At 70.0% G+C, this 17,900-nt stretch carries 21 protein-coding genes; 17 read left to right on the top strand and 4 right to left on the bottom strand.

Annotated elements, in window-relative coordinates:
* Positions 1-11 precede the first annotated feature (11 nt).
* Genes LC041_RS06185 through LC041_RS06170 form a run of 4 tightly spaced genes read right to left on the bottom strand, consistent with a single transcriptional unit; the run spans position 12 to position 3,180 of the window.
* Positions 12-383, bottom strand: coding sequence for a flagellar assembly protein FliW (locus LC041_RS06185; RefSeq protein WP_226532111.1), 372 nt, complete (start codon positions 381-383; stop codon positions 12-14).
* Complete coding sequence (gene flgL, locus LC041_RS06180) at positions 380-1,261, bottom strand: flagellar hook-associated protein FlgL (RefSeq protein ID WP_226532109.1); 882 nt, start codon at positions 1,259-1,261, stop codon at positions 380-382. The genes LC041_RS06185 and flgL overlap by 4 nt, the downstream gene beginning before the upstream one ends.
* Positions 1,262-1,274: 13 nt before the next feature.
* Complete coding sequence (gene flgK / locus LC041_RS06175) at positions 1,275-2,684, bottom strand: flagellar hook-associated protein FlgK (RefSeq protein WP_226532107.1); 1,410 nt, start codon at positions 2,682-2,684, stop codon at positions 1,275-1,277.
* Positions 2,685-2,697: 13 nt separating this feature from the next.
* Positions 2,698-3,180, bottom strand: coding sequence for a flagellar protein FlgN (locus LC041_RS06170; protein WP_226532106.1), 483 nt, complete (start codon positions 3,178-3,180; stop codon positions 2,698-2,700).
* Between the two features lie 196 nt (positions 3,181-3,376).
* On the opposite strand from LC041_RS06170, the gene LC041_RS06165 reads away from it, so the two are divergent.
* The 17 genes from LC041_RS06165 (at position 3,377) to LC041_RS06085 (ending at position 17,885) form a co-directional block, all read left to right on the top strand.
* Positions 3,377-4,177 carry a sigma-70 family RNA polymerase sigma factor gene (locus LC041_RS06165; protein ID WP_226532104.1) on the top strand — a complete coding sequence of 267 codons (801 nt, stop codon included), beginning with the start codon at positions 3,377-3,379 and terminating at the stop codon, positions 4,175-4,177.
* 109 nt (positions 4,178-4,286) lie between these two features.
* Positions 4,287-5,117, top strand: coding sequence for a flagellin N-terminal helical domain-containing protein (locus LC041_RS06160; protein WP_226532102.1), 831 nt, complete (start codon positions 4,287-4,289; stop codon positions 5,115-5,117).
* 75 nt (positions 5,118-5,192) lie between these two features.
* Positions 5,193-6,581, top strand: a complete 1,389-nt coding sequence (gene fliD, locus LC041_RS06155; protein WP_226532100.1) for a flagellar filament capping protein FliD — start codon at positions 5,193-5,195, stop codon at positions 6,579-6,581.
* 2 nt (positions 6,582-6,583) lie between these two features.
* Positions 6,584-6,970, top strand: coding sequence for a flagellar export chaperone FliS (gene fliS / locus LC041_RS06150; RefSeq protein WP_226532097.1), 387 nt, complete (start codon positions 6,584-6,586; stop codon positions 6,968-6,970).
* A complete protein-coding gene (locus tag LC041_RS06145; RefSeq protein WP_226532095.1) occupies positions 6,967-7,263 on the top strand; it encodes a hypothetical protein in 297 nt (98 codons plus the stop codon). The genes fliS and LC041_RS06145 overlap by 4 nt, the downstream gene beginning before the upstream one ends.
* A 112-nt stretch (positions 7,264-7,375) precedes the next feature.
* Positions 7,376-7,717 (top strand): flagellar basal body rod protein FlgB, encoded by a 342-nt coding sequence (gene flgB / locus LC041_RS06140; protein WP_226532094.1) that lies wholly within the window; start codon positions 7,376-7,378, stop codon positions 7,715-7,717.
* A complete protein-coding gene (locus LC041_RS06135) occupies positions 7,714-8,106 on the top strand; it encodes a flagellar basal body rod protein FlgC (protein ID WP_226532093.1) in 393 nt (130 codons plus the stop codon). The genes flgB and LC041_RS06135 overlap by 4 nt, the downstream gene beginning before the upstream one ends.
* Positions 8,106-8,408, top strand: coding sequence for a flagellar hook-basal body complex protein FliE (fliE, locus tag LC041_RS06130; RefSeq protein WP_226532092.1), 303 nt, complete (start codon positions 8,106-8,108; stop codon positions 8,406-8,408). The genes LC041_RS06135 and fliE overlap by 1 nt, the downstream gene beginning before the upstream one ends.
* On the top strand, positions 8,408-10,033 hold the full coding sequence (gene fliF, locus LC041_RS06125; protein WP_226532091.1) for a flagellar basal-body MS-ring/collar protein FliF: 1,626 nt from the start codon (positions 8,408-8,410) through the stop codon (positions 10,031-10,033). Before fliE ends, fliF begins: the two co-directional genes overlap by 1 nt.
* A complete protein-coding gene (gene fliG / locus LC041_RS06120) occupies positions 10,030-11,034 on the top strand; it encodes a flagellar motor switch protein FliG (RefSeq protein ID WP_226532090.1) in 1,005 nt (334 codons plus the stop codon). Before fliF ends, fliG begins: the two co-directional genes overlap by 4 nt.
* Entirely contained in the window at positions 11,024-11,629 is a 606-nt protein-coding gene (locus tag LC041_RS06115) for a FliH/SctL family protein (protein ID WP_226532089.1), read from the top strand. Before fliG ends, LC041_RS06115 begins: the two co-directional genes overlap by 11 nt.
* The gene (locus LC041_RS06110; protein WP_226532085.1) at positions 11,626-12,921 is read left to right on the top strand and encodes a FliI/YscN family ATPase; all 1,296 of its coding nucleotides are present in this window, start codon (positions 11,626-11,628) and stop codon (positions 12,919-12,921) included. The genes LC041_RS06115 and LC041_RS06110 overlap by 4 nt, the downstream gene beginning before the upstream one ends.
* The gene (locus LC041_RS06105; protein ID WP_226532084.1) at positions 12,918-13,340 is read left to right on the top strand and encodes a hypothetical protein; all 423 of its coding nucleotides are present in this window, start codon (positions 12,918-12,920) and stop codon (positions 13,338-13,340) included. Before LC041_RS06110 ends, LC041_RS06105 begins: the two co-directional genes overlap by 4 nt.
* Positions 13,337-14,713, top strand: a complete 1,377-nt coding sequence (locus LC041_RS06100) for a flagellar hook-length control protein FliK (protein ID WP_226532083.1) — start codon at positions 13,337-13,339, stop codon at positions 14,711-14,713. Before LC041_RS06105 ends, LC041_RS06100 begins: the two co-directional genes overlap by 4 nt.
* A 15-nt stretch (positions 14,714-14,728) precedes the next feature.
* Positions 14,729-15,166: a flagellar hook assembly protein FlgD gene (locus LC041_RS06095; RefSeq protein WP_226532081.1), complete on the top strand. Its 438-nt coding sequence runs from the start codon at positions 14,729-14,731 to the stop codon at positions 15,164-15,166.
* 31 nt (positions 15,167-15,197) lie between these two features.
* Positions 15,198-16,358 carry a flagellar hook protein FlgE gene (locus LC041_RS06090; RefSeq protein ID WP_226532080.1) on the top strand — a complete coding sequence of 387 codons (1,161 nt, stop codon included), beginning with the start codon at positions 15,198-15,200 and terminating at the stop codon, positions 16,356-16,358.
* A 60-nt stretch (positions 16,359-16,418) separates the two neighbouring features.
* Entirely contained in the window at positions 16,419-17,885 is a 1,467-nt protein-coding gene (locus LC041_RS06085) for an alanine/glycine:cation symporter family protein (RefSeq protein WP_226532078.1), read from the top strand.
* Positions 17,886-17,900: the final 15 nt, after the last annotated feature.

The following is a 17,900-nucleotide window of genomic DNA, read 5'->3' as shown; positions in this document are numbered from 1 at the left end:
GGGAACACGGCTCAGCCCAGGGGCGCGCGCAACGGGTAGTCCTGGTCCTCGAGGATCACCTGCGACGCGGCCCCCGTCGTGCGGTTGACGATCACCGGCGCGAGCAGGTTCACGCTCACGCCCTCCGCCGACGGGTGGGCGACCACGAGGATCAAGGCGTCTTCGGCTTCGCGGAGAGCGAGTGCATCGGCCTGCTCGTCCGTCAGGATCGGCGCGTACTCGCTCAGCACCGTCCGCGGATCGACGAGGTAGAGCCGCAGCTCCGCGTCCTCCACGGCACGCATCGCGAACAGCCCGTCGGCACCGTCGACCGGGGCCAGGGCGAACTCGACGTGAGGGGCGAGTCCGGGAGGCGGGGCGAGGAAGGTGAGCGCCGCGGTCATCGGAGGAAGTCCATGAGCGACGGCTGGAGCACCCGCGCGTTCACCGCGAGTGCGGAGCGATATACGAGCTCCTGCGCCTGGAGGCGCACGAGCACTTCGATCGAATCGACGTCCTCGACCGCCGTGCGGCGGGACTCGAGGGACACGGAATTCTGCACTGCCGCCTCCTTGGCGCGTTCGATCTGAGATTGACGGGTTCCCACCGACCCCTGGACGCCGAGCATGGCCGTGCGCCGAGCATCGATCTCCGCAAGCCGAGGGCCGACGTTGACGCCGGAGCGGAGATCGGCGACGATCTCGTCCACCAGCGCGAACACCGAGTCGCCGCCGGTGCCGAAGACGGCAGCGCCATCGGTGTCGACGCGGACCGAGGCACCGTCGGAGACCCGCCGGGTCACCTCCGCGCCAGCCACTCCGCTGTGGGTGTAATCGGCGGCGAACGCCGCCGTGTCCGACGTCCCGGCGAACACCGAGCGTCCGAGCAGGCGGGTGTTGGCCTGTGCGAACAGCTCCTCGCGGATGCCTTCGAGTTCCACGGCCAGCGCTTCCTTGGCCGTCGCGTCGAGCGCGCCGTCGTTCGCTCCCTGCGCGGTCAGGTCGCGGACCCTCCCCAGCAACGAAGTGCTCGCGGTGATCGCGCCGTCCGCCGCCGTGACCCAGGCGAGTCCGTCGTCGATGTTGCGCGCGTACTGCTCGTTTCGCCGCTGCTCCGCGTGCAGCGCGAGGGCGGTGGCAGCTGCAGCCGGATCGTCGGACGGCGCGGCGAAGGCACGCTGCGAGGTGGCCTGTTCCTGCAGACGTGCGAGCTCGGAGAGGTTGGATTGCAACTGCCGCATGGCCGTCTGCGTCATGGCCGAGGATGTCACTCGAGAGATCATGATGCTCCTTCGATCAGCGTCCGACGAGACCCGTGCGGTTGATGAGCACGTCGAGCGCCTCATCCACCGCCGTCATCACACGGGCCGCCGCCTGATAGGCGGTCTGGTAGGTGAGCAGGCTGATGGTCTCCTCGTCCCCGTCGACGGCGGCGACCGACTGCTGAGCGCCGACCGCCGCGACCGCCGCCGCATCGGAGACCTTCGCGCGCTGCACGTCGGCCGCCGTCGCCACGCCGAAGCGCGTGACGTGATCGGACCAGAGGGCATCGGGCGAGGTCGCGCTCCGCCCGATCTGGGAGATCAGGTCGGCGTTGCTCGCGTCCCAGGCACCGGCGCCCGGGGCGGCGAGTGCCAGGTCCGACGGCGCCGCGACGGCGACGCTCAGCCCGAGTGCTGCGGAACCGGTCGGGGGAATCGTGAAGAAGTCGCCTCCGGGCTGTCCGGACGACGTGACCCCGGCGCGATGCTGGGTGTTCAGTGCTTCCGCCAGCCGCGTCGCGACCGCGTCGTAGGTCGAAGCGAGCTGCGCGAGCATTCCGCCATCCGCGGCCGGCGCGAGGACGGCGAGCGAACCGCCGAGCTCACCGCCGTCGATCGAGGCCGGCAGACCGGGAGCGGACGCCCAGGAGACCGTGAAGCGCTGGCCGGCGTCGATGGTGGCCGGTCCGTCCAGGACGAGATGGCGCGCGTCAGACCCTGCGACGAGGGCGTTGCCGCCGATGCGCACGGTCATCGTACCGTCGGGCTCGAGGGTGGCGGCGGCACCCGACATACGGGCGACGTTCTGCGCGAGCACGCTGCGCTGGTCCATCAGCTCGTTCGCCGAGCGCCCGGAGGCCAGGGCATCACGGATCTCGCCGTTGAGCACGGCGATCTGGTCCGCCGCCGCGTTCACCTGGGTGATCGTCCGGTCGGCCGCGGCGCGGGCATCGTTCCACTGTGCGGCGACCGTCCGATACCCGCCCGCGATCTGCGCGGCGAGCTCCTTCGCGGATTCCAGCACGCTGGAGGCCGCGGCCCCCGACTCGGGGGTGTTCGCGAGGTCCTGCCAGCCCGACCAGAACTTCGACAGTCGGGCCGCGAGCCCGTTCTCGGTCGGTTCGGCGAGGGACGCCTCGATCGTCGTGGCGGCGACGGCGCGGGTGGACCAGAAGCCGGACGCGGCGAGGGAATCGCGGACGCGCGCGTCGAGCAAGGCATCGCCGAGCCGGGCCACGCCGTCGATCGAGACGCCATGCCCGGGCTGGGCGCCGACGCTGAACCGACCGGACTGAGCGACGGCGGCGATGGCCGAGGTCTGGACACGCTGGCGCGTGTACCCCTCGGTCTTCTGGTTGGCGATGTTCTGCCCGACCACGTCCATGCCGCGACGGGCCGCCGCCAGGCCGCTGGCCGCGGTGTTCAATCCACTGAAGGTCGACATGATCCCCTTCCGGTCACATCTCGGTGTCGATGATGCGCGCGGCGTCGTCGCGGGCGCGGTCACCTGTCGTCGTGTACTCCCCGGTGTCGTGCCCCAATGCCGCGATCGTCTCCTGCGTCGCGCGGAGCACTCCGCTGAGCTGCTCCGCGTTGGCGTCGCGCATCTGCTCGACCTCGGCGGCGAGCTTGGTCAGCGCCCGCATGTGATCCGCGAAGACCTCCTGCCATGCGCCCTCCGGCGCGTGGGCGATCAGCTCGCGGATCGTCGCACCTTCAGGAGCCCCCCACTCCTCTGCGACGGACGCGACCTCGACGGCGCGCGCGAGCCCTGCCCCGCGAAGCCTGTCGAGTACCTGATCGATCTCACGCGCGGCAAACTGTATCCATTGAGATCGTCCGGCAGCGAGCAGTAACTGCTGCTCGTCGAGCTTGAAGAGCAGCATCTCGAGCAGTTCACGCTCGCGCCACAGCTGTATCGATAGTTCGTTGGCTCCCATGATCCCCTTTTCCCCAGTGATCGCCACGCCTCATAACGCGGCCAAAGGTCACTATCGGCTGCCGCGCCCCTAAGGTTACTATGTGGAACGGCGGTGGGTAGTTCTCCCCATGTACAAATCTCGAATTATGTGATATGTGCATCTATCCATCTCCTCGGAGCTTCCGGAGTGCATCCAGAGAGGTGGATCATCCCCCATGTCGTCGCGCGCTGAGCGCAATCTCCTCATCGAGAGCAATCTCCCCCTGGTCGGATACCTCGCCGCCGAGACCCACTCCCGTGCCACCCACATCCCCCGTGACGAGCTTGCGGCCGTCGGCGCTCTCGCGCTCGTGACCGCCGCCGAGGCGTTCGATCCTGCTCTGGGCGTCCCCTTCGGCGCTTACGCTCGTCGCCGCATCCTCGGCGCCTTCGCCGACGAGATGCGTTCCATGGACTGGGCGTCGCGCGGCATCCGCAAGCGCATCAAGGAGACGATCGCCGTCCGGGAGACGCTCACCGCGGGTCTCGGAAGGACCGCGACCGCAGCCGAGGTCGCCACAGCCATGGGCGTCGCGAAGGACGTCGTCGTGGAAGCACTCGGCGATGCCGCACGGACCGTGACCACCCTGGAGGATCCCGCGGCCCGTGACGTCGCCGCGGAGATCCCGCTGCCCGAAGAGTCCGCCCTCGTCGGCGAACGCCGCGACATCCTCGAACAGGCGGTCGCGGCGCTCCCCGAGCGGATGCGCCGGATCGTGCGGGCCGTCTACTTCGACGAGCGTCCGGTGAAGGAGATCGCCGAGGAACTGGGGGTGACCCACTCCGCGGTGTCGCAGCAGCGCTCGGAGGCCATCCGGCTCCTCCGCGACGCTCTGGATCGGTACTTCGCCGAGGGCGCGGTGCCGACGGCGACCACGCGCGTGTCCGCCGGCGCCCGCGACGCCTACTTCGCACGGATCGCCGATGCGAGCAGCCCGCGGATCGCGGACATCTTCCGAGAAGCCGCCCCGGCCTGACCCGCGCTCGTCGCCACCCGGCTAACGGGCGCGCCACCTCCGCCGATAGGTGTGGGCGGGAGACCACGGACGGTCACCCGTACAACAACATTCACGGAGGAGAACCCTTATGGGTATGCAGATCAACACCAACGTGTCGGCGCTCAACGCCTACCGCAACCTGTCCAACACGCAGAACGACCTGTCGAAGTCGCTCGAGAAGCTGTCGAGCGGTCTGCGGATCAACCGCGCGGCGGACGACGCTGCGGGCCTGGCGATCTCCGAGGGTCTGCGTTCGCAGGTCAACGGCCTGAACGTCGCGGCGCGCAACGCCCAGGACGGCATCTCGGTCATCCAGACCGCAGAAGGCGCCCTGACCGAAGTCCACTCGATCCTTCAGCGCGTGCGCGACCTGACGGCTCAGGGCGCGAACGACTCGAACAACGCGAAGTCGCGCGAAGCGATCCAGACCGAGATCGGCGCCCTCGGCGACGAGCTCACCCGGATCGCCGAGAGCACGAACTTCAACGGCATCAAGCTGCTCTCGGGCGGCGCGACGCTGACGTTCCAGGTCGGTGCGGGCGCGGTCGCCGCCGAGGACCAGATCTCGGTCGCTCTGACCGACTTCGCCAGCCTCGGCGCCGACATCAAGGGATACGCGGCGACGATGACCGACGCAGCCACCTACGGTGCCGCGCTCGCTGACATCGACACCGAGATCCAGGCGGTCTCGACCGCGCGTGCCGGCTACGGTGCGCTGCAGAACCGCTTCGAGTCGACCATCAACAGCCTCAACGTGTCGGCGGAGAACCTCGCCGCCGCCGAGAGCCGGATCCGCGACACCGACATGGCGTCCGAGATGGTCAAGTTCACGTCGGCGAACATCCTGTCGCAGGCGGGCACGGCCATGCTGGCCCAGGCGAACCAGTCCAACCAGGGCGTTCTCCAGCTCCTGCGCTGAACCACGCCGTAGTGTCCGGGCGGCGGATCCGCCCGTCGCCCGGACACTGTCCGCTCCCGACCTGCAAAGGCGATCATGTCCCTCTCGCTCGACGGTCTCGTCTCCGGCCTGAAGACCACGGAGGTCATCAAGGCGCTGATGGACGTGCACGCCATCCCGCGCTCGCTGCTCAAGGCGAAGATGGATGACAAGAACGGCATCGTCTCCCAGCTGCAGACCCTGAACACGGCCCTCCAGAGCCTCGCGACCGCCGCAGAGAAGGCCGCGGTTCCCGACGGACTCGCCCGCTTCACCACCGCCTCCTCCTCATCCTCGGTCACCGTCGCCACCCGCGCGGGTGCTGCTCCCCTCTCCGCCGACATCGTCGTGGACCGGGTCGCCACGAATCACACGATCGTCTCCGCCGCCTCGCCCGGCTGGCCCACCGATCCCCCCGTCATGACGCTCGAGAACGCGAAGGGCGAGCGCGTGCAGGTCACCGCAGACTCCGCGTCGATGCAGGACGTCGCCCAGGCGATCAACGACGCCGGGGCCGGCATCGTCGCCGCCGCCGTTCCTGCCGGGCGCGATGCTGACGGGAACGTGATGCACCGCCTGCAGCTGCGCGCCGCCGACTCGGGAGAAGCAGGACAGTTCCGCGCGTACCGCGGTGACATCGCCGCGGTCGAGGGCGGCACCGCCTCCGACCTCTCCACCGAGGCGGGAGCCGCCGTCATCGCCACCGGCGCCGACGCCCGTCTGCGCCTGTGGGCTGGGACCAGCGCCGAACAGGTGCTGACCTCGTCGAGCAACACGTTCACCGACCTGTTCGACGGTGTGGACGTGACCGTCACAGCCAGTTCGGCCGATCCCGTCACGATCGGCGTCGCCGTCGACACCGAAGCGCGGACGAAGGCGTCCGCAGACTTCATCGCCGTGGTCAAGGACATCCTGACCCGCATCGACAACGGCTCGAAGACGACCGTCGCCGCGAAGCCGGGAGACAAGACCACCCTCGGCGTCTTCACGGGCGACAGCACCGTCCGCGGGTTGCGCAATGCACTCGCCGATGCCGTGCAGCACCCCGTCGACGGCGTCTCCCCCTCGTCCATCGGCATCTCGACCGACATGTACGGCGTCCTGAGCTTCGATGAGGAGAAGTTCGCCGAGGCGCTCGCGAAGGATCCGGATGCCGTGGCCGGGCTCTTCTCCGACGTCGCATCGCGCGTGCAGGACACCGCCAAGGTCTACTCCGACAAGTACGACGGACTGCTCACCTCTCGCATCACCGGACAGGAGAGCGAGGTCAAGGGCCTCGGCGAGCAGATGGAACGCTGGGACGTGCGGCTCGCGCAGCGCAAGGCCTCCCTGGAGCGCACGTACGCGCGACTCGAGGTCATGCTGTCGCAGCTGCAGTCGCAGTCGACGTACCTCTCGTCGCAGATCGCCGCCCTCCCGGGCTCGAGTTCGAACGCGGGGAAGTGAGCATGAACGCCGCCCTGCGCGCCCAACAGCGCTACCGCGAGGATGCCGTGCTGTCGGCGCCCCCGGAGCGCCTGGTGACCATGCTCTACGACCGGCTGCTGCTGGACATCGAGCGCGGCGAGACCGCCCAGCGGACCGAGGACTGGACCGAGGCGAACGCGCAGCTGCAGCACGCGCAGGCGATCGTCTCGGAGCTGTCGTCCTCGCTCACCGACGACTGGAACGGCAGCGCCGGTCTGCGTTCGGTCTACGTCTACCTCTCGCAGACGCTCATCGGGGCCAACATCGGCCGCGACCCCGAGCGCACCCGCGCCTGCCATGGCATCGTCGCCCCCCTGCGCGATGCCTGGCACGAAGCGGCCCGCGCCGTGGCGGAGAGCCGGACGTGAGCATCGACGAATGGACCGCGCTGCTCGATCGACTCGAGCACGACGCCGAACGGATCCTCGCGGCCGCTCCCGGCACCGCGGACGCGGCGGACCTCGCGCCCTGGGCCCCGCCGACGGTGCCGCTTCCCCCCGCGCTCGCGGATCGCGCTCGGCACGTCGTCGAACTGCAGCGCACCGCCATGGAGCGCACCCGCACCGACCTCGACGACCTCCGACAGCACCTCGGCGCGGTGAGCCGCATCCCGGGTGCTCGGCGCACCGAGGATCCCGCCTACCTCGATGCGGACGGCTGAGACCGCTCCCTAACGCGGCGCACGAAGCTGCCGATAGACCAGGGAGAGCACGGATAGCTCGCAAGACTCGGCCAGGGATCGGCCACACCAGCTACACACGGGGAGCCGGTTCGTGTTCGATTCTGTGACCATCACCGCGCTGACGAGTGCGCTCGACGGCCTTGCGCTGCGTCAGCGTGCCATCGCCGACAACATCGCCAACATCAACACCCCGAACTACCACGCCAAGCGCGTGCAGTTCGAAGAGGCTCTCGCCCGCTCGGTCGATGCCGGGGACGGTCGCGTCGGCGCGACGGTCGGCACCTCGCTCGAGCCGACCCGGCTGAACGGCAACAACGTCAACCTCGACACCGAGACCCTCTCCAGCGTCGACACGATGCTGCGCTACCAGTTCGCCACGCAGGCCGTGAACGGCTCGTTCGCTTCGATGCGCACGGCGATGAGGACCTCATGACCTTCGATGCGATCGGGATCGCGAGCACCGGCCTGACCGTGCACCGCAAGTGGCTCGACGCCATCAGCGACAACATCGCGAACATCAACACCGCCACCTCGACCGACGGCGCGGCCTTCCGGGCGCGGTACATCCTCGCCCAGCCGAGCGACCAATCGCCCGGCGTGTACGTCGCCGGCACCGTGCAGGGCAGCGCCGTGGGGCGGGTCGTCCATCAGCCCGACCACCCGCTCGCCGATGCCGACGGCTACGTCCGCTACCCCGACATCGATCTCGGCGATCAGATGAGCCAGCTGATCCTCGCCCAGCGCGGCTATCAGGCCAGCGCCGGGATCGTCGATCGTGCGCGCAACGCCTACGAAGCAGCCCTGCAGATCGGACGCACCTGATGGATCCGCTCGCCGGCATCGAGGGCATCTCCTCGAACTTCACCCTCGCCCCGCCGATCGTGCCCGCGAAGAACACGGATGACACGGCCTTCGCGAGCAGCGTCACCGGCGCGATCGACGAGCTGCGCTCCCTGCAGTCCGAGTCCGACGCCCTCAAAGTCGCCGCGGTCACCGGTGATCTCGACGACATCCACGCCGCGATGATCGCCTCCTCCCGCGCCTCGGTCACCCTCGAGCTCGTCGCCGCCGTGCGCAACAAGGGCGTCGACGCATTCAACGAGATCATGCGGATGCAAGCCTGATGCCCCAGGCCGTCACCACCGTGTTCCAGCGGATCGGACGCGTGATCGCGGGCTTCTCGCTCGCGCAGCGCACGATCGCGATCATCGGCGTCGCCGTGCTCGCCCTCGGTATCGTCGCGCTCTCCAGCTGGCTCACCCGTCCCACCTACACCCCGCTCTTCTCCGGCATGAGCGCTTCCGATGCGAACGCCGTGGTCGAGCAGCTGCGGTCGTCGTCCGTGCCGTACGAGCTGGCGGATGGCGGAGCGACCGTGCTCGTTCCCGAGAAGGACGTCTACGACCAACGGCTCGCCGCCGCATCCGCCGGCCTTCCGGGCACGAGCTCGGGCGGCTACTCGCTGCTCGACGACATGGGTGTGACGACCTCCGAGTTCCAGCAGTCCGTGACTTATAAGCGCGCCATCGAAGGCGAGCTCGCCGCCACCATCTCGTCCATCGAAGGGGTGACGGCCGCCTCGGTGCAGCTCGCCATCCCGGAGGAGAGCGTGTTCGTCTCGGAGACCGTCGACGCCACGGCCTCGGTGTTCGTGGAGACGTCCGGCAATGCGACGCTGACCTCGAAGCAGGTCGAGGCCATCGTGCACCTGACCTCCGCGGCCGTCAGCGGCATGAAGCCGGAGAACGTCGCCGTCGTGGACCAGAGCGGACAGACGCTTTCGGCCGCAGGAGTCGGGACCACCGGAGGCGTCGACCAGCAGGCCAGCGACTACGAAGCGCGGGTCACGGCGAACGTGCAGCAGATGCTCGACACCGTCGTCGGGCCGGGCAACGCCAAGGTGACCGTCGTCGCCGAGATCGACCACTCCGTCAACGAGCGCGTCGAAGAGACCTACACCCCGGCAGAGGGTGCTCCCCCGCTCACCGAGCAGACCAGGACGGACCGGCAGGACGGGTCCAGCTCGAATGCCGGAGTGCTCGGCCCCGACAACATCGCCGTGCCTTCCACCGGCGGTGACGGCACCTCCGAGTCCACGGAGACATCGAGGACCAACGCGGTCAACAAGAGCACGCAGAGCACCTCCACCCCCGCGGGCTCCCTGCTTCGTCAGTCGGTCTCCGTCGCGGTCGATGCGGGAGCTGGCGGCGACCTGAGCACCGCGCAGCTGAGCGACCTGGTCGAGACAGCCGCCGGGATCGACACCGAGCGCGGCGACTCGATCGCCGTCGAACTCGTCTCGTTCACCCAGACCAGTTCCGAGGCAGCGCAGGCCGCGCTGCAGGCCGCCAAGGAGTCGGAGGCCGCCGAGCGCCAGGCCGTCCTGCTGAACACGCTGATCATCGCGGCGGCGATCGCGCTGCCGCTGCTGCTCGCGGTCATCGCCGCTCTCGTGCGCATGCGCCGCCGCGCGAACTCGGCGACCGAGTTCGACCAGCTCTTCGGCGACCGGCCCGCTCCCCTGTCCGCGATCGGCGCGGGCGCGGCCACGGCAGCGATCGACCAGGCGGCCACGACCCCGCTCGCCTTCCTGGAGACGACCCCGGACCCCGAGCCCGAGCCCGATCCGGAGCCCGCGCAGGTCAGTCTCGAGCGTCGCCGGGCCGAGATCGACTCCCTCACCCGACAGGACCCGAAGCGGACGGCCGAGCTGCTGCGCACCCTCATCGACGACAGGCAGCACGTATGAGCGGGCTGACCGATCGGCAGACCGCGGCCGTCGTCCTGATGAACCTCGATCGTGCCCAGGCGATCGAGGTCATGAAGCACCTCTCGGAGTCGGAGGCGGAAGCCGTCGCGGCCGAGATCATCGGCCTCCAGGACCTGGACGCCGCCACCACCGCGCAGGCTCTCGGTCAGTTCCACCGCATCGCGAGCGGGCACCTCCCACCCGCGCGCGGAGGTCGGGACATCGCCGCCGGTCTGCTGGAGGCCTCGTTCGGCGCAGAGCGCGCGGCAGCCGTCCTCGGCAGGGTCGGCTCGACGGCGATGAACTCGTCCTTCGATTTCCTGGGCTCCGTCGATCCCGCCCAGCTGGCGACGCTGCTCGACGGCGAACTCCCGCAGACCGTGGCCCTCGTGCTCGCGCATCTGCCCACCGAGCGCGCCGCCGCTGTGCTGGCGGCTCTCCCCGACCCGACCCGCACCGATGTGGCACACGCCATCGCGACCATGGGGACCGCGTCTCAGGAGGCGATCGCGATCGTGGCCGAGGCGCTGAAGTCCCGCACCGGGACCTTCGCGAGCCGCGATGCGCCCGAGACCCTCGGCGGCGTCGAGCCACTCGTCGAGATCATCGCCCGCTCGGGAGCGACCGTCGAGAAGGCGCTGCTGGCGAGCATCGAAGATCGCGACAGCGCGCTCGCGGAGGACATCCGTTCGCGCATGTTCACCTTCGCCGACATCGTCAAGCTCGACGATCGGGACACGCAGCGCGTGCTGCGTGGCATGGACATCCGCTCCCTCGCCCTCGCCCTGAAGGGCGCCAACCAAGGGATCGCGGACCTGATCCGTCGCAACGTCTCGGAGCGCAACCGCGAGAACCTCGACGAGGAGGCGCGCACGCTCGGCCCCGTGCGGATGTCGCAGGTCGAGGAGGCGAGGGCGGAGATCGTGCGAACCATCCGCGCGCTCGAAGCGGCCGGCGACATCACGGTGCAGCGCGCCGACGAGGACGAGTATGTCTACTGACGCGTTCTCGCCCGTGCTGTTCCCGCGTCTCGACGGACGTGAGGACGGCTCGGAGCACGCGCGGGCGCGGCTACGCGGCTACGCGGACGGTCATGCGGAGGGGTACCGCGCCGGGCTCGCGGAGGCCGCATCCGCACAGCGCGTCGCCGCCGCCGAGCATGCCGCTGCGGAAGAGGCGTCCGCCCGCCGCGTCCGGGACGCCGTGTCCGCGCTCCAGGCCGCGGCCCGCTCCCTCGGCGAGCGGGAGCAGGAGCTGACCTCCGCCGCGCAGGACCAGGTGCTGCGGTGCGCGATCGAGCTGGCGGAGCTCATCCTTCTCGGGGAACTCTCGGATGCCGGCGCCTCCGCCGCCGCGGCAGCGCGTCGTGCCCTCGCGGTCGGCGACCCCGAAGAGATCCGCGAAGTGCGCCTGCACCCCGACGACCTCCGCACCCTCGATGGCACGGACGACCCCGTGGCGGGGCTCAGGCTGGTCGCCGACGAGACGCTCGGCCGAGGCGACGCGGTCGCGATCCTCGACCACGGCCGCATCGATGCCCGGGTGGGAAGCGCGCTCGATCGCGCTCGTCACGCACTCGCCGAGGCCGCGACGTGACGGCCTGGGGCGCGGTGCGCGAGGCCGTGCGACCCGAACGCGTCGGCGTGGTCTCGCAGGTACGCGGGCTGAGCGTGCAGGTGCGCGGCGTCGAGGGCGCCGTCGGCGATGTGATGGCCCTCGACGGCGTGGACGCCGAGGTGGTCGCGGTCGGCGAGGGCGGGTTGCGGTGCATGCCGCTGGGTGCCGTCGCCGGACTCACGGTGGGGGCATCGGTCCGCAGCCGCGGAGGCCCGCTGCGCGTGCCGACCGGAATGCCCCTGCTCGGACGCGTTCTGGACGGACTCGGCCGCCCGATCGACGGGAAGGGTCCACTGCGGGGTGCGACCGAAGTGAGCCTGGACCACGCCCCGCCGTCGATCATGGGCCGCGATCGGATCGACTCCCCGCTTCCGCTCGGGGTGCGCGCACTCGACACCCTCGTCAGTGTGGGCCGGGGGCAGCGCGTCGGACTTTTCGCGGGGTCCGGCGTGGGCAAGTCCTCGCTGCTGTCGATGATCGCGCGCGGCACCGACGCCGAGGTGACGGTGATCGCCCTCGTGGGCGAGCGCGGTCGCGAGGTACGCGAGTTCATCGAGGATGATCTGGGCGCCGAGGGCCTCGCCCGCTCGGTGGTCGTCGTCTCGACGTCCGACCAACCGGCCATGGCGCGTATCCGTGCCGCCTACACGGCGACGAGGATCGCCGAGGCCTTCCGCGACGACGGCGCGCACGCGATCCTCATGATGGACTCCCTCACCCGCGTCGCGATGGCGCAGCGCGAGATCGGTCTCTCCGCGGGCGAGCCCCCCGCCACCCGGGGGTATCCGCCGTCGACCTTCTCGCTCCTCGCCGGCCTCCTCGAGCGTGCGGGCACCGACCGGGGTGGTTCGATCACCGGGATCTACACCGTGCTCGTGGACGGCGACGACCACAACGAACCGATCGCGGACGCCGTGCGCTCGATCCTCGACGGACATGTCGTGCTGGATCGAGCGCTCGCGCTGTCCGGGCACCATCCTGCGATCGACGTCCTCGGATCCGTGTCCCGCGTGGCTGGCAAGATCACCGCCGCCGGACAACGGTCGGATGCGGCGACCCTGCGTGCGGTACTCGCCGCACGTCGACGGGCGAACGATCTGATCGACATCGGCGCCTACCAGGCGGGCGCGGACGTCCGCATCGACGCCGCGATCGCCCATGAGCGGGCGATCTCCGCCTTCCTCACCCAGTCCCTCGACGAGACGAGCGCAATCGACGAGTCGTGGCGTCGGCTGGAGGAGCTCGTCTCGACCTTCGGAGCTGTCGCATGAGCCGTTCCTTCTCCTTGGCGGGTCTGCTGCGTGTGCGCGAGATCCAGGAGCGCGCCGCTGCGCAGCGGCTCTCACGCGCGGTGATCGACGCACAGCACACCGAGGCCCGCGACCGGTCGCTGCGCGCGCACCTGGCGGGCATCGGGAACGAGGCCGTCGACGTCCGCTCCCTCGCCGCCCTCGCCGCGGCGCGCGTGGCCGGACGGACGCTGCTCGCGGACCTGACGACGCTGTCCGAGCTGCAGCAGCAGACGGTGTCGGACGCCCGTGCGGAGCACGCCGAGGCGCGGAGGGCGATGCGCGGACTGGACCGCCTCGCCGCAGCGCATGCCGAGAAGGCCCGGACGGCCGCGCTGCACGCCGAGCAGGCCGAGTTGGACGAGATCGGCGCGCGGACCACGACGGAGGGGCAGCCATGACAGCTCTCGGCATGATCGAGATCCTCGACCCGCGTGCCGCCCGTCCGAGCGGTGCATCGCCCGCGCGCACCGCGACGGCCGGAGCCGCAGCGTTCGCCGACGTGATCCACGATGCCTCACGCATCCCGTGCGGGCAGGCCCTGCCGATGGACGCGGCAGCGGACGGCACCGCGGACGACGAGGCTTCTCCGGAGACCACGCCCTCCGATTCCGCATCGGCCGCACCGCTCCCGGGTGCGCTCGCCCTTCCCCGGGGTGTGGGGCTCGTGCCGGACGCGGCGCTGGACGCCGCCGCGGATTCGGAGGCTGCTGCGGCCCGGGCCGGGAGCGCCGCCACCGGAGTCTCCGAAGCCTCTGCGAGCGCGAGCACGACCGTTCCGATCGGGCGGAGCGGCGCGGCGCCGACGAGCGCAGAAACGCCTGCTCTCCCGCAGATCGTCGACGTCACGGGAGATTCGGCCGCTCCGGCCGCCGCATCGTCTTCGCGCGTCTCGACGCCGTCCGTCCCTCTCACTGCGGCGATTCCGGCCGCCGACCCCGAGGGGGCGACGAACACCAGTGGAGCCGTGGCGGCGACGGCATCCGGCCGGGCGAGCGTCGACGGCGGCACGTCTGCTTCGGTAAAGGCGCCCGGGGGGCTCGCTCCCTCGCCCACGACGGCCCCGGCGCCGACGGCGGACACGAAGGCGTTCCCCGCCCCGAACCCGGAGACGCCGGCAGCGGAGGCCTCCCGCCTCTCCGCCTCGCCTGCGCCTGCGGAAGCGGCCTCTCCGACGCCCGCTTCCGCGCTCTCGGCCGACGAAGCCGTCGCGCCGGCATCCACGGGCTCCCCGTCGGCCCTCCCCACGAGTGCCCCCACCACACCGGCAGCGGCCGCGGCGATCGCCCGCCCCGTCCTGCTCCCGCAGCTCGCCGCACCGGTGGTCTCACTCACGCAGGCCGCAGACGGCGAACACAGCCTGACCCTCACGGTGTCCCCGGAGAATCTCGGCCCCGTGACCGTGCGGGCACACATCTCCGGAGGCTCCATCCACATCGAACTGCACGCCCCGAACGATCTCGGACGCGAGGCTCTGCGAGTGATTCTCGCCGACCTCCGGCGAGACCTGGCCGCCGCCGCCCCGCACGCGACGCTGATGCTGTCGACCGGGGAGGACGGGCCCGGATCGGCGAACCCGCAGGGCACGCCGACCGGAAGCACACCGAACGGCAACGCACCGGGTGCAGGAGGCGGTCACTCCCGCGGCGATGTCACACCCGATCGGGACGCCACCGAAGCCCGGGCGAACCGGGAGCCGCATGCTCCTCTGCCCAGCCACCCCGGCCCCCTCCCCCTCAGCTCGCCGCACGGCGGCATCGACGTCTTCGCCTGATCCGAGAGGAATACCATGACCGACCCGATTTCCGGCACCCTCCCCTCCTCCGGGGTGCAGACGGGCAGCACCACGCCCGCGACGGAGCGCAAGAAGACGCTCGATTCCGAGGTCTTCCTGAAGCTGCTGGTGACGCAGTTGACCAACCAGGACCCGAGCTCCCCCATGAACACCAACGAGATGATCTCGCAGACCACTCAGCTGGCCTCGATGGAGCAGCTCACGGCGCTCTCGGCCACGTCGACCGAGAACTTCGCGCTCAGCATGCGCCAGACGGCCGCCGCGCTGATCGGCCACGAGGCGCAGTACGTCGACGAAGACGGTGTCACCCAGAAGGGCATCGTCACGTCCGTGTCGTATGCCGGGGCCGTTCCGCTCGTGACCATCGGCGAAGCGTCCATCCCGCTCGATGCCGTCTCCGGCGTCTCCCTCGTTCCCCGTCCGCAGTCCTGACCAGCCCCGCACATCCCAGAAAGGCATCATCATGCTCCGCTCCCTCTTCGCCGGAATCTCGGGTCTGCGCTCGCACCAGACCATGCTCGACGTCACGGGCAACAACATCGCCAACGTCAACACGACGGGCTTCAAGGCCTCGGCCGTGCAGTTCCAGGATTCGCTCTCCCAGCTCGTCCGCAACTCGATGATGCCGCAGCAGGCCTCCGGCGGTCAGAACCCCGCTCAGGTCGGCCTCGGCGTGCAGGTCGCGGGAATCAGCACGAACTTCGCCTCCGGCGCCCCGCAGCCCACGGGAGTGCCGACCAACCTCATGATCGCGGGCGACGGCTTCTTCGTCGTGCGCGCGGGCGGCGAGACCCTGTACACCCGCAACGGCGGCTTCTCGTTCGATGCGAGCGGCAAGCTGGTCTCGGCCGACGGCGCGCTCGTCCAGGGGTGGACAGCGCAGAACGGCGTGATCGTCCCCGGTCAGGGCACCGGCGACATCCGTCTTCCCGTCGGAGCCCTGAGCCCCGCCACCGCCACCACCACCGCCCGCGTCACCGGCAACCTGCCCTCCGGTGCCGCCGTCGGCGAGCAGTTGGTGCGCGACATCAAGACCTACGACGCCGAGGGCACGGCCACGTCGCTGCGTCTCACCTTCACCCGCACCGCGACGGGCTGGGACGTCACCGAGCCGGGCGGCGCGACCACTTCCCTCGCTTTCACCGACGGCACGCAGGCCGCCGCGTCCTCCATCGTCTCGGGCGGCGTCACGGTCGACCTCTCGGCGGTCACCGGATTCGCCGACGTCAGCGACGTCGCGATCAAGGAGCAGAACGGCAAGCCGGCCGGCACGCTGAGCTCGTACGCGCTCCTGAACGACGGCAGCCTCGTCGGCACCTTCAGCAACGGCGACACCGAGGTGCTCGCCCGCGTCGCGCTGGCCGGCTTCGTCAACCCGGGTGGTCTCGAGAAGGCCGGATCCTCGCAGTTCCGCCCCAGCGGCAACTCCGGCGAGCCGACGCTGGGAGAGGCAGGGACCGAGGGGCTGGGCGGCATCATCAGCGGTGCGCTCGAGATGTCGAACGTCGATCTGTCGCAGGAGTTCACCAACCTCATCGTCGCCCAGCGCGGCTTCCAGGCGAACGCCCGCATCATCACCACCAGCGATGAGGTGCTGCAGGAGCTCACCAACCTCAAGCGCTGAGCGGCGGGTATCCGCGGAGGCTCGTGACGTCACGAGCCTCCGTCCTGCCATACTGTGCGGATGGATGCTGTGAATGAGTGGCTGCTGACCTGGGGCGACAACCTGTGGACGTGGCTCGTCCTGCCGATCGTGGTCCTCCTCGGCCTGTACTTCACGGTGCGCTCCGGCGTCGTGCAGTTCCGGTTGATCCCGGAGATGTTCCGCACTCTGAAGGATCGGACGCCACGCACCGACACCGGTGAGCCGCAATCGGTCTCCGCGTTCCAGGCCTTCACCATCTCGGCGGCTTCGCGGGTGGGTGTCGGCAACATCGCCGGGGTGGGAACCGCGATCGCGATCGGTGGCCCCGGGGCGGTCTTCTGGATGTGGCTGATGGCCTTCATCGGCGGAGCATCCGCGTTCATCGAGTCGTCCTTGGCCCAGTTGTACAAGACACGCGACAAGGACGGTTTCCTCGGCGGACCTGCGTACTACATGCAGCGCGGGCTCGGTGCGCGCTGGATGGGCGTGCTGTTCGCGGTCATCCTCATCATCTGCTTCCCCATCGCCTTCAGCTCCTTGCAGGCGAACACGATCCAGGCGACGATCTCGGGCAGCTTCGGCGACGACTCCGCCGCCTGGTTGCCCGTCGCCATCGGCGCGGCTCTCGCCCTGCTCATGGGTCTGGTCATCTTCGGCGGCGTGCGCCGGATCGCGTCGGTCACCCAGACGCTGGTGCCGGTCATGGCGCTGCTGTACCTGCTGCTCGGACTGGTGATCGTGGCGATGCACATCGAACGGCTCCCCGAGGTCTTCTCCCTGATCTTCACCCAGGCCTTCGGACCGAACGAGATCGTCGGGGCCGCGCTCGGCTACATCATCCTCACCGGCGTCAAGCGCGGAATGTTCTCCAACGAGGCGGGCCTCGGCTCAGCGCCGAACGCGGGCGCGAGTGCAGCCGTGACGCACCCGGTCAAGCAGGGCCTCGTGCAGACGCTGGGCGTCTACTTCGACACCTTCCTGGTGTGCTCGATCACCGCGTTCATCATCCTCGTCTCGGTCCCGGACCTCGCGAACGCCGAACGCGGCATCGATCTGACGCAGGGCGCGATCGTCAGCGCCCTCGGAAGCTGGTCGAACATCCTCCTGATCGTGATCATCTTCCTGCTCGCGTTCAGCTCCATCCTCGGCAACTACTACTACGGACAGACCAACATCGAGTTCATCACCTCGAATTCCGGGGTGCTGCTCGGCTACCGTCTCTTCGCTATCGCGGCCGTCTTCGCCGGCGCGCTCGTCTCGGCCGACGTCGTCTGGAACTTCGCCGACGGCGCGATGGGCTTCATGGCGATCGTGAACCTCGTTGCGATCGCTCTGCTCTCCGGCGTCGCCTTCAAGCTCCTCAAGGACTACACGCAGCAACGACGCGAGGGACTGGACCCGGTCTTCACCCAGGCACGACTGCCCGGGGTGCGCGGGATCGAGGTCTGGGAGAACGAGCTCTCGGTGACGGGTCCGATCGACCTGCCCCGAGCCCGTCGGCGCTGAGGCACCGAGCGGGAG

Source organism: Microbacterium paraoxydans, assembly GCF_020524545.1.
Classification (GTDB): Bacteria; Actinomycetota; Actinomycetes; order Actinomycetales; family Microbacteriaceae; genus Microbacterium; species Microbacterium paraoxydans_C.
The sequence above is the reverse complement of the archived record's forward strand: the minus strand, read 5'-3'. Positions and strand labels throughout refer to the sequence as shown.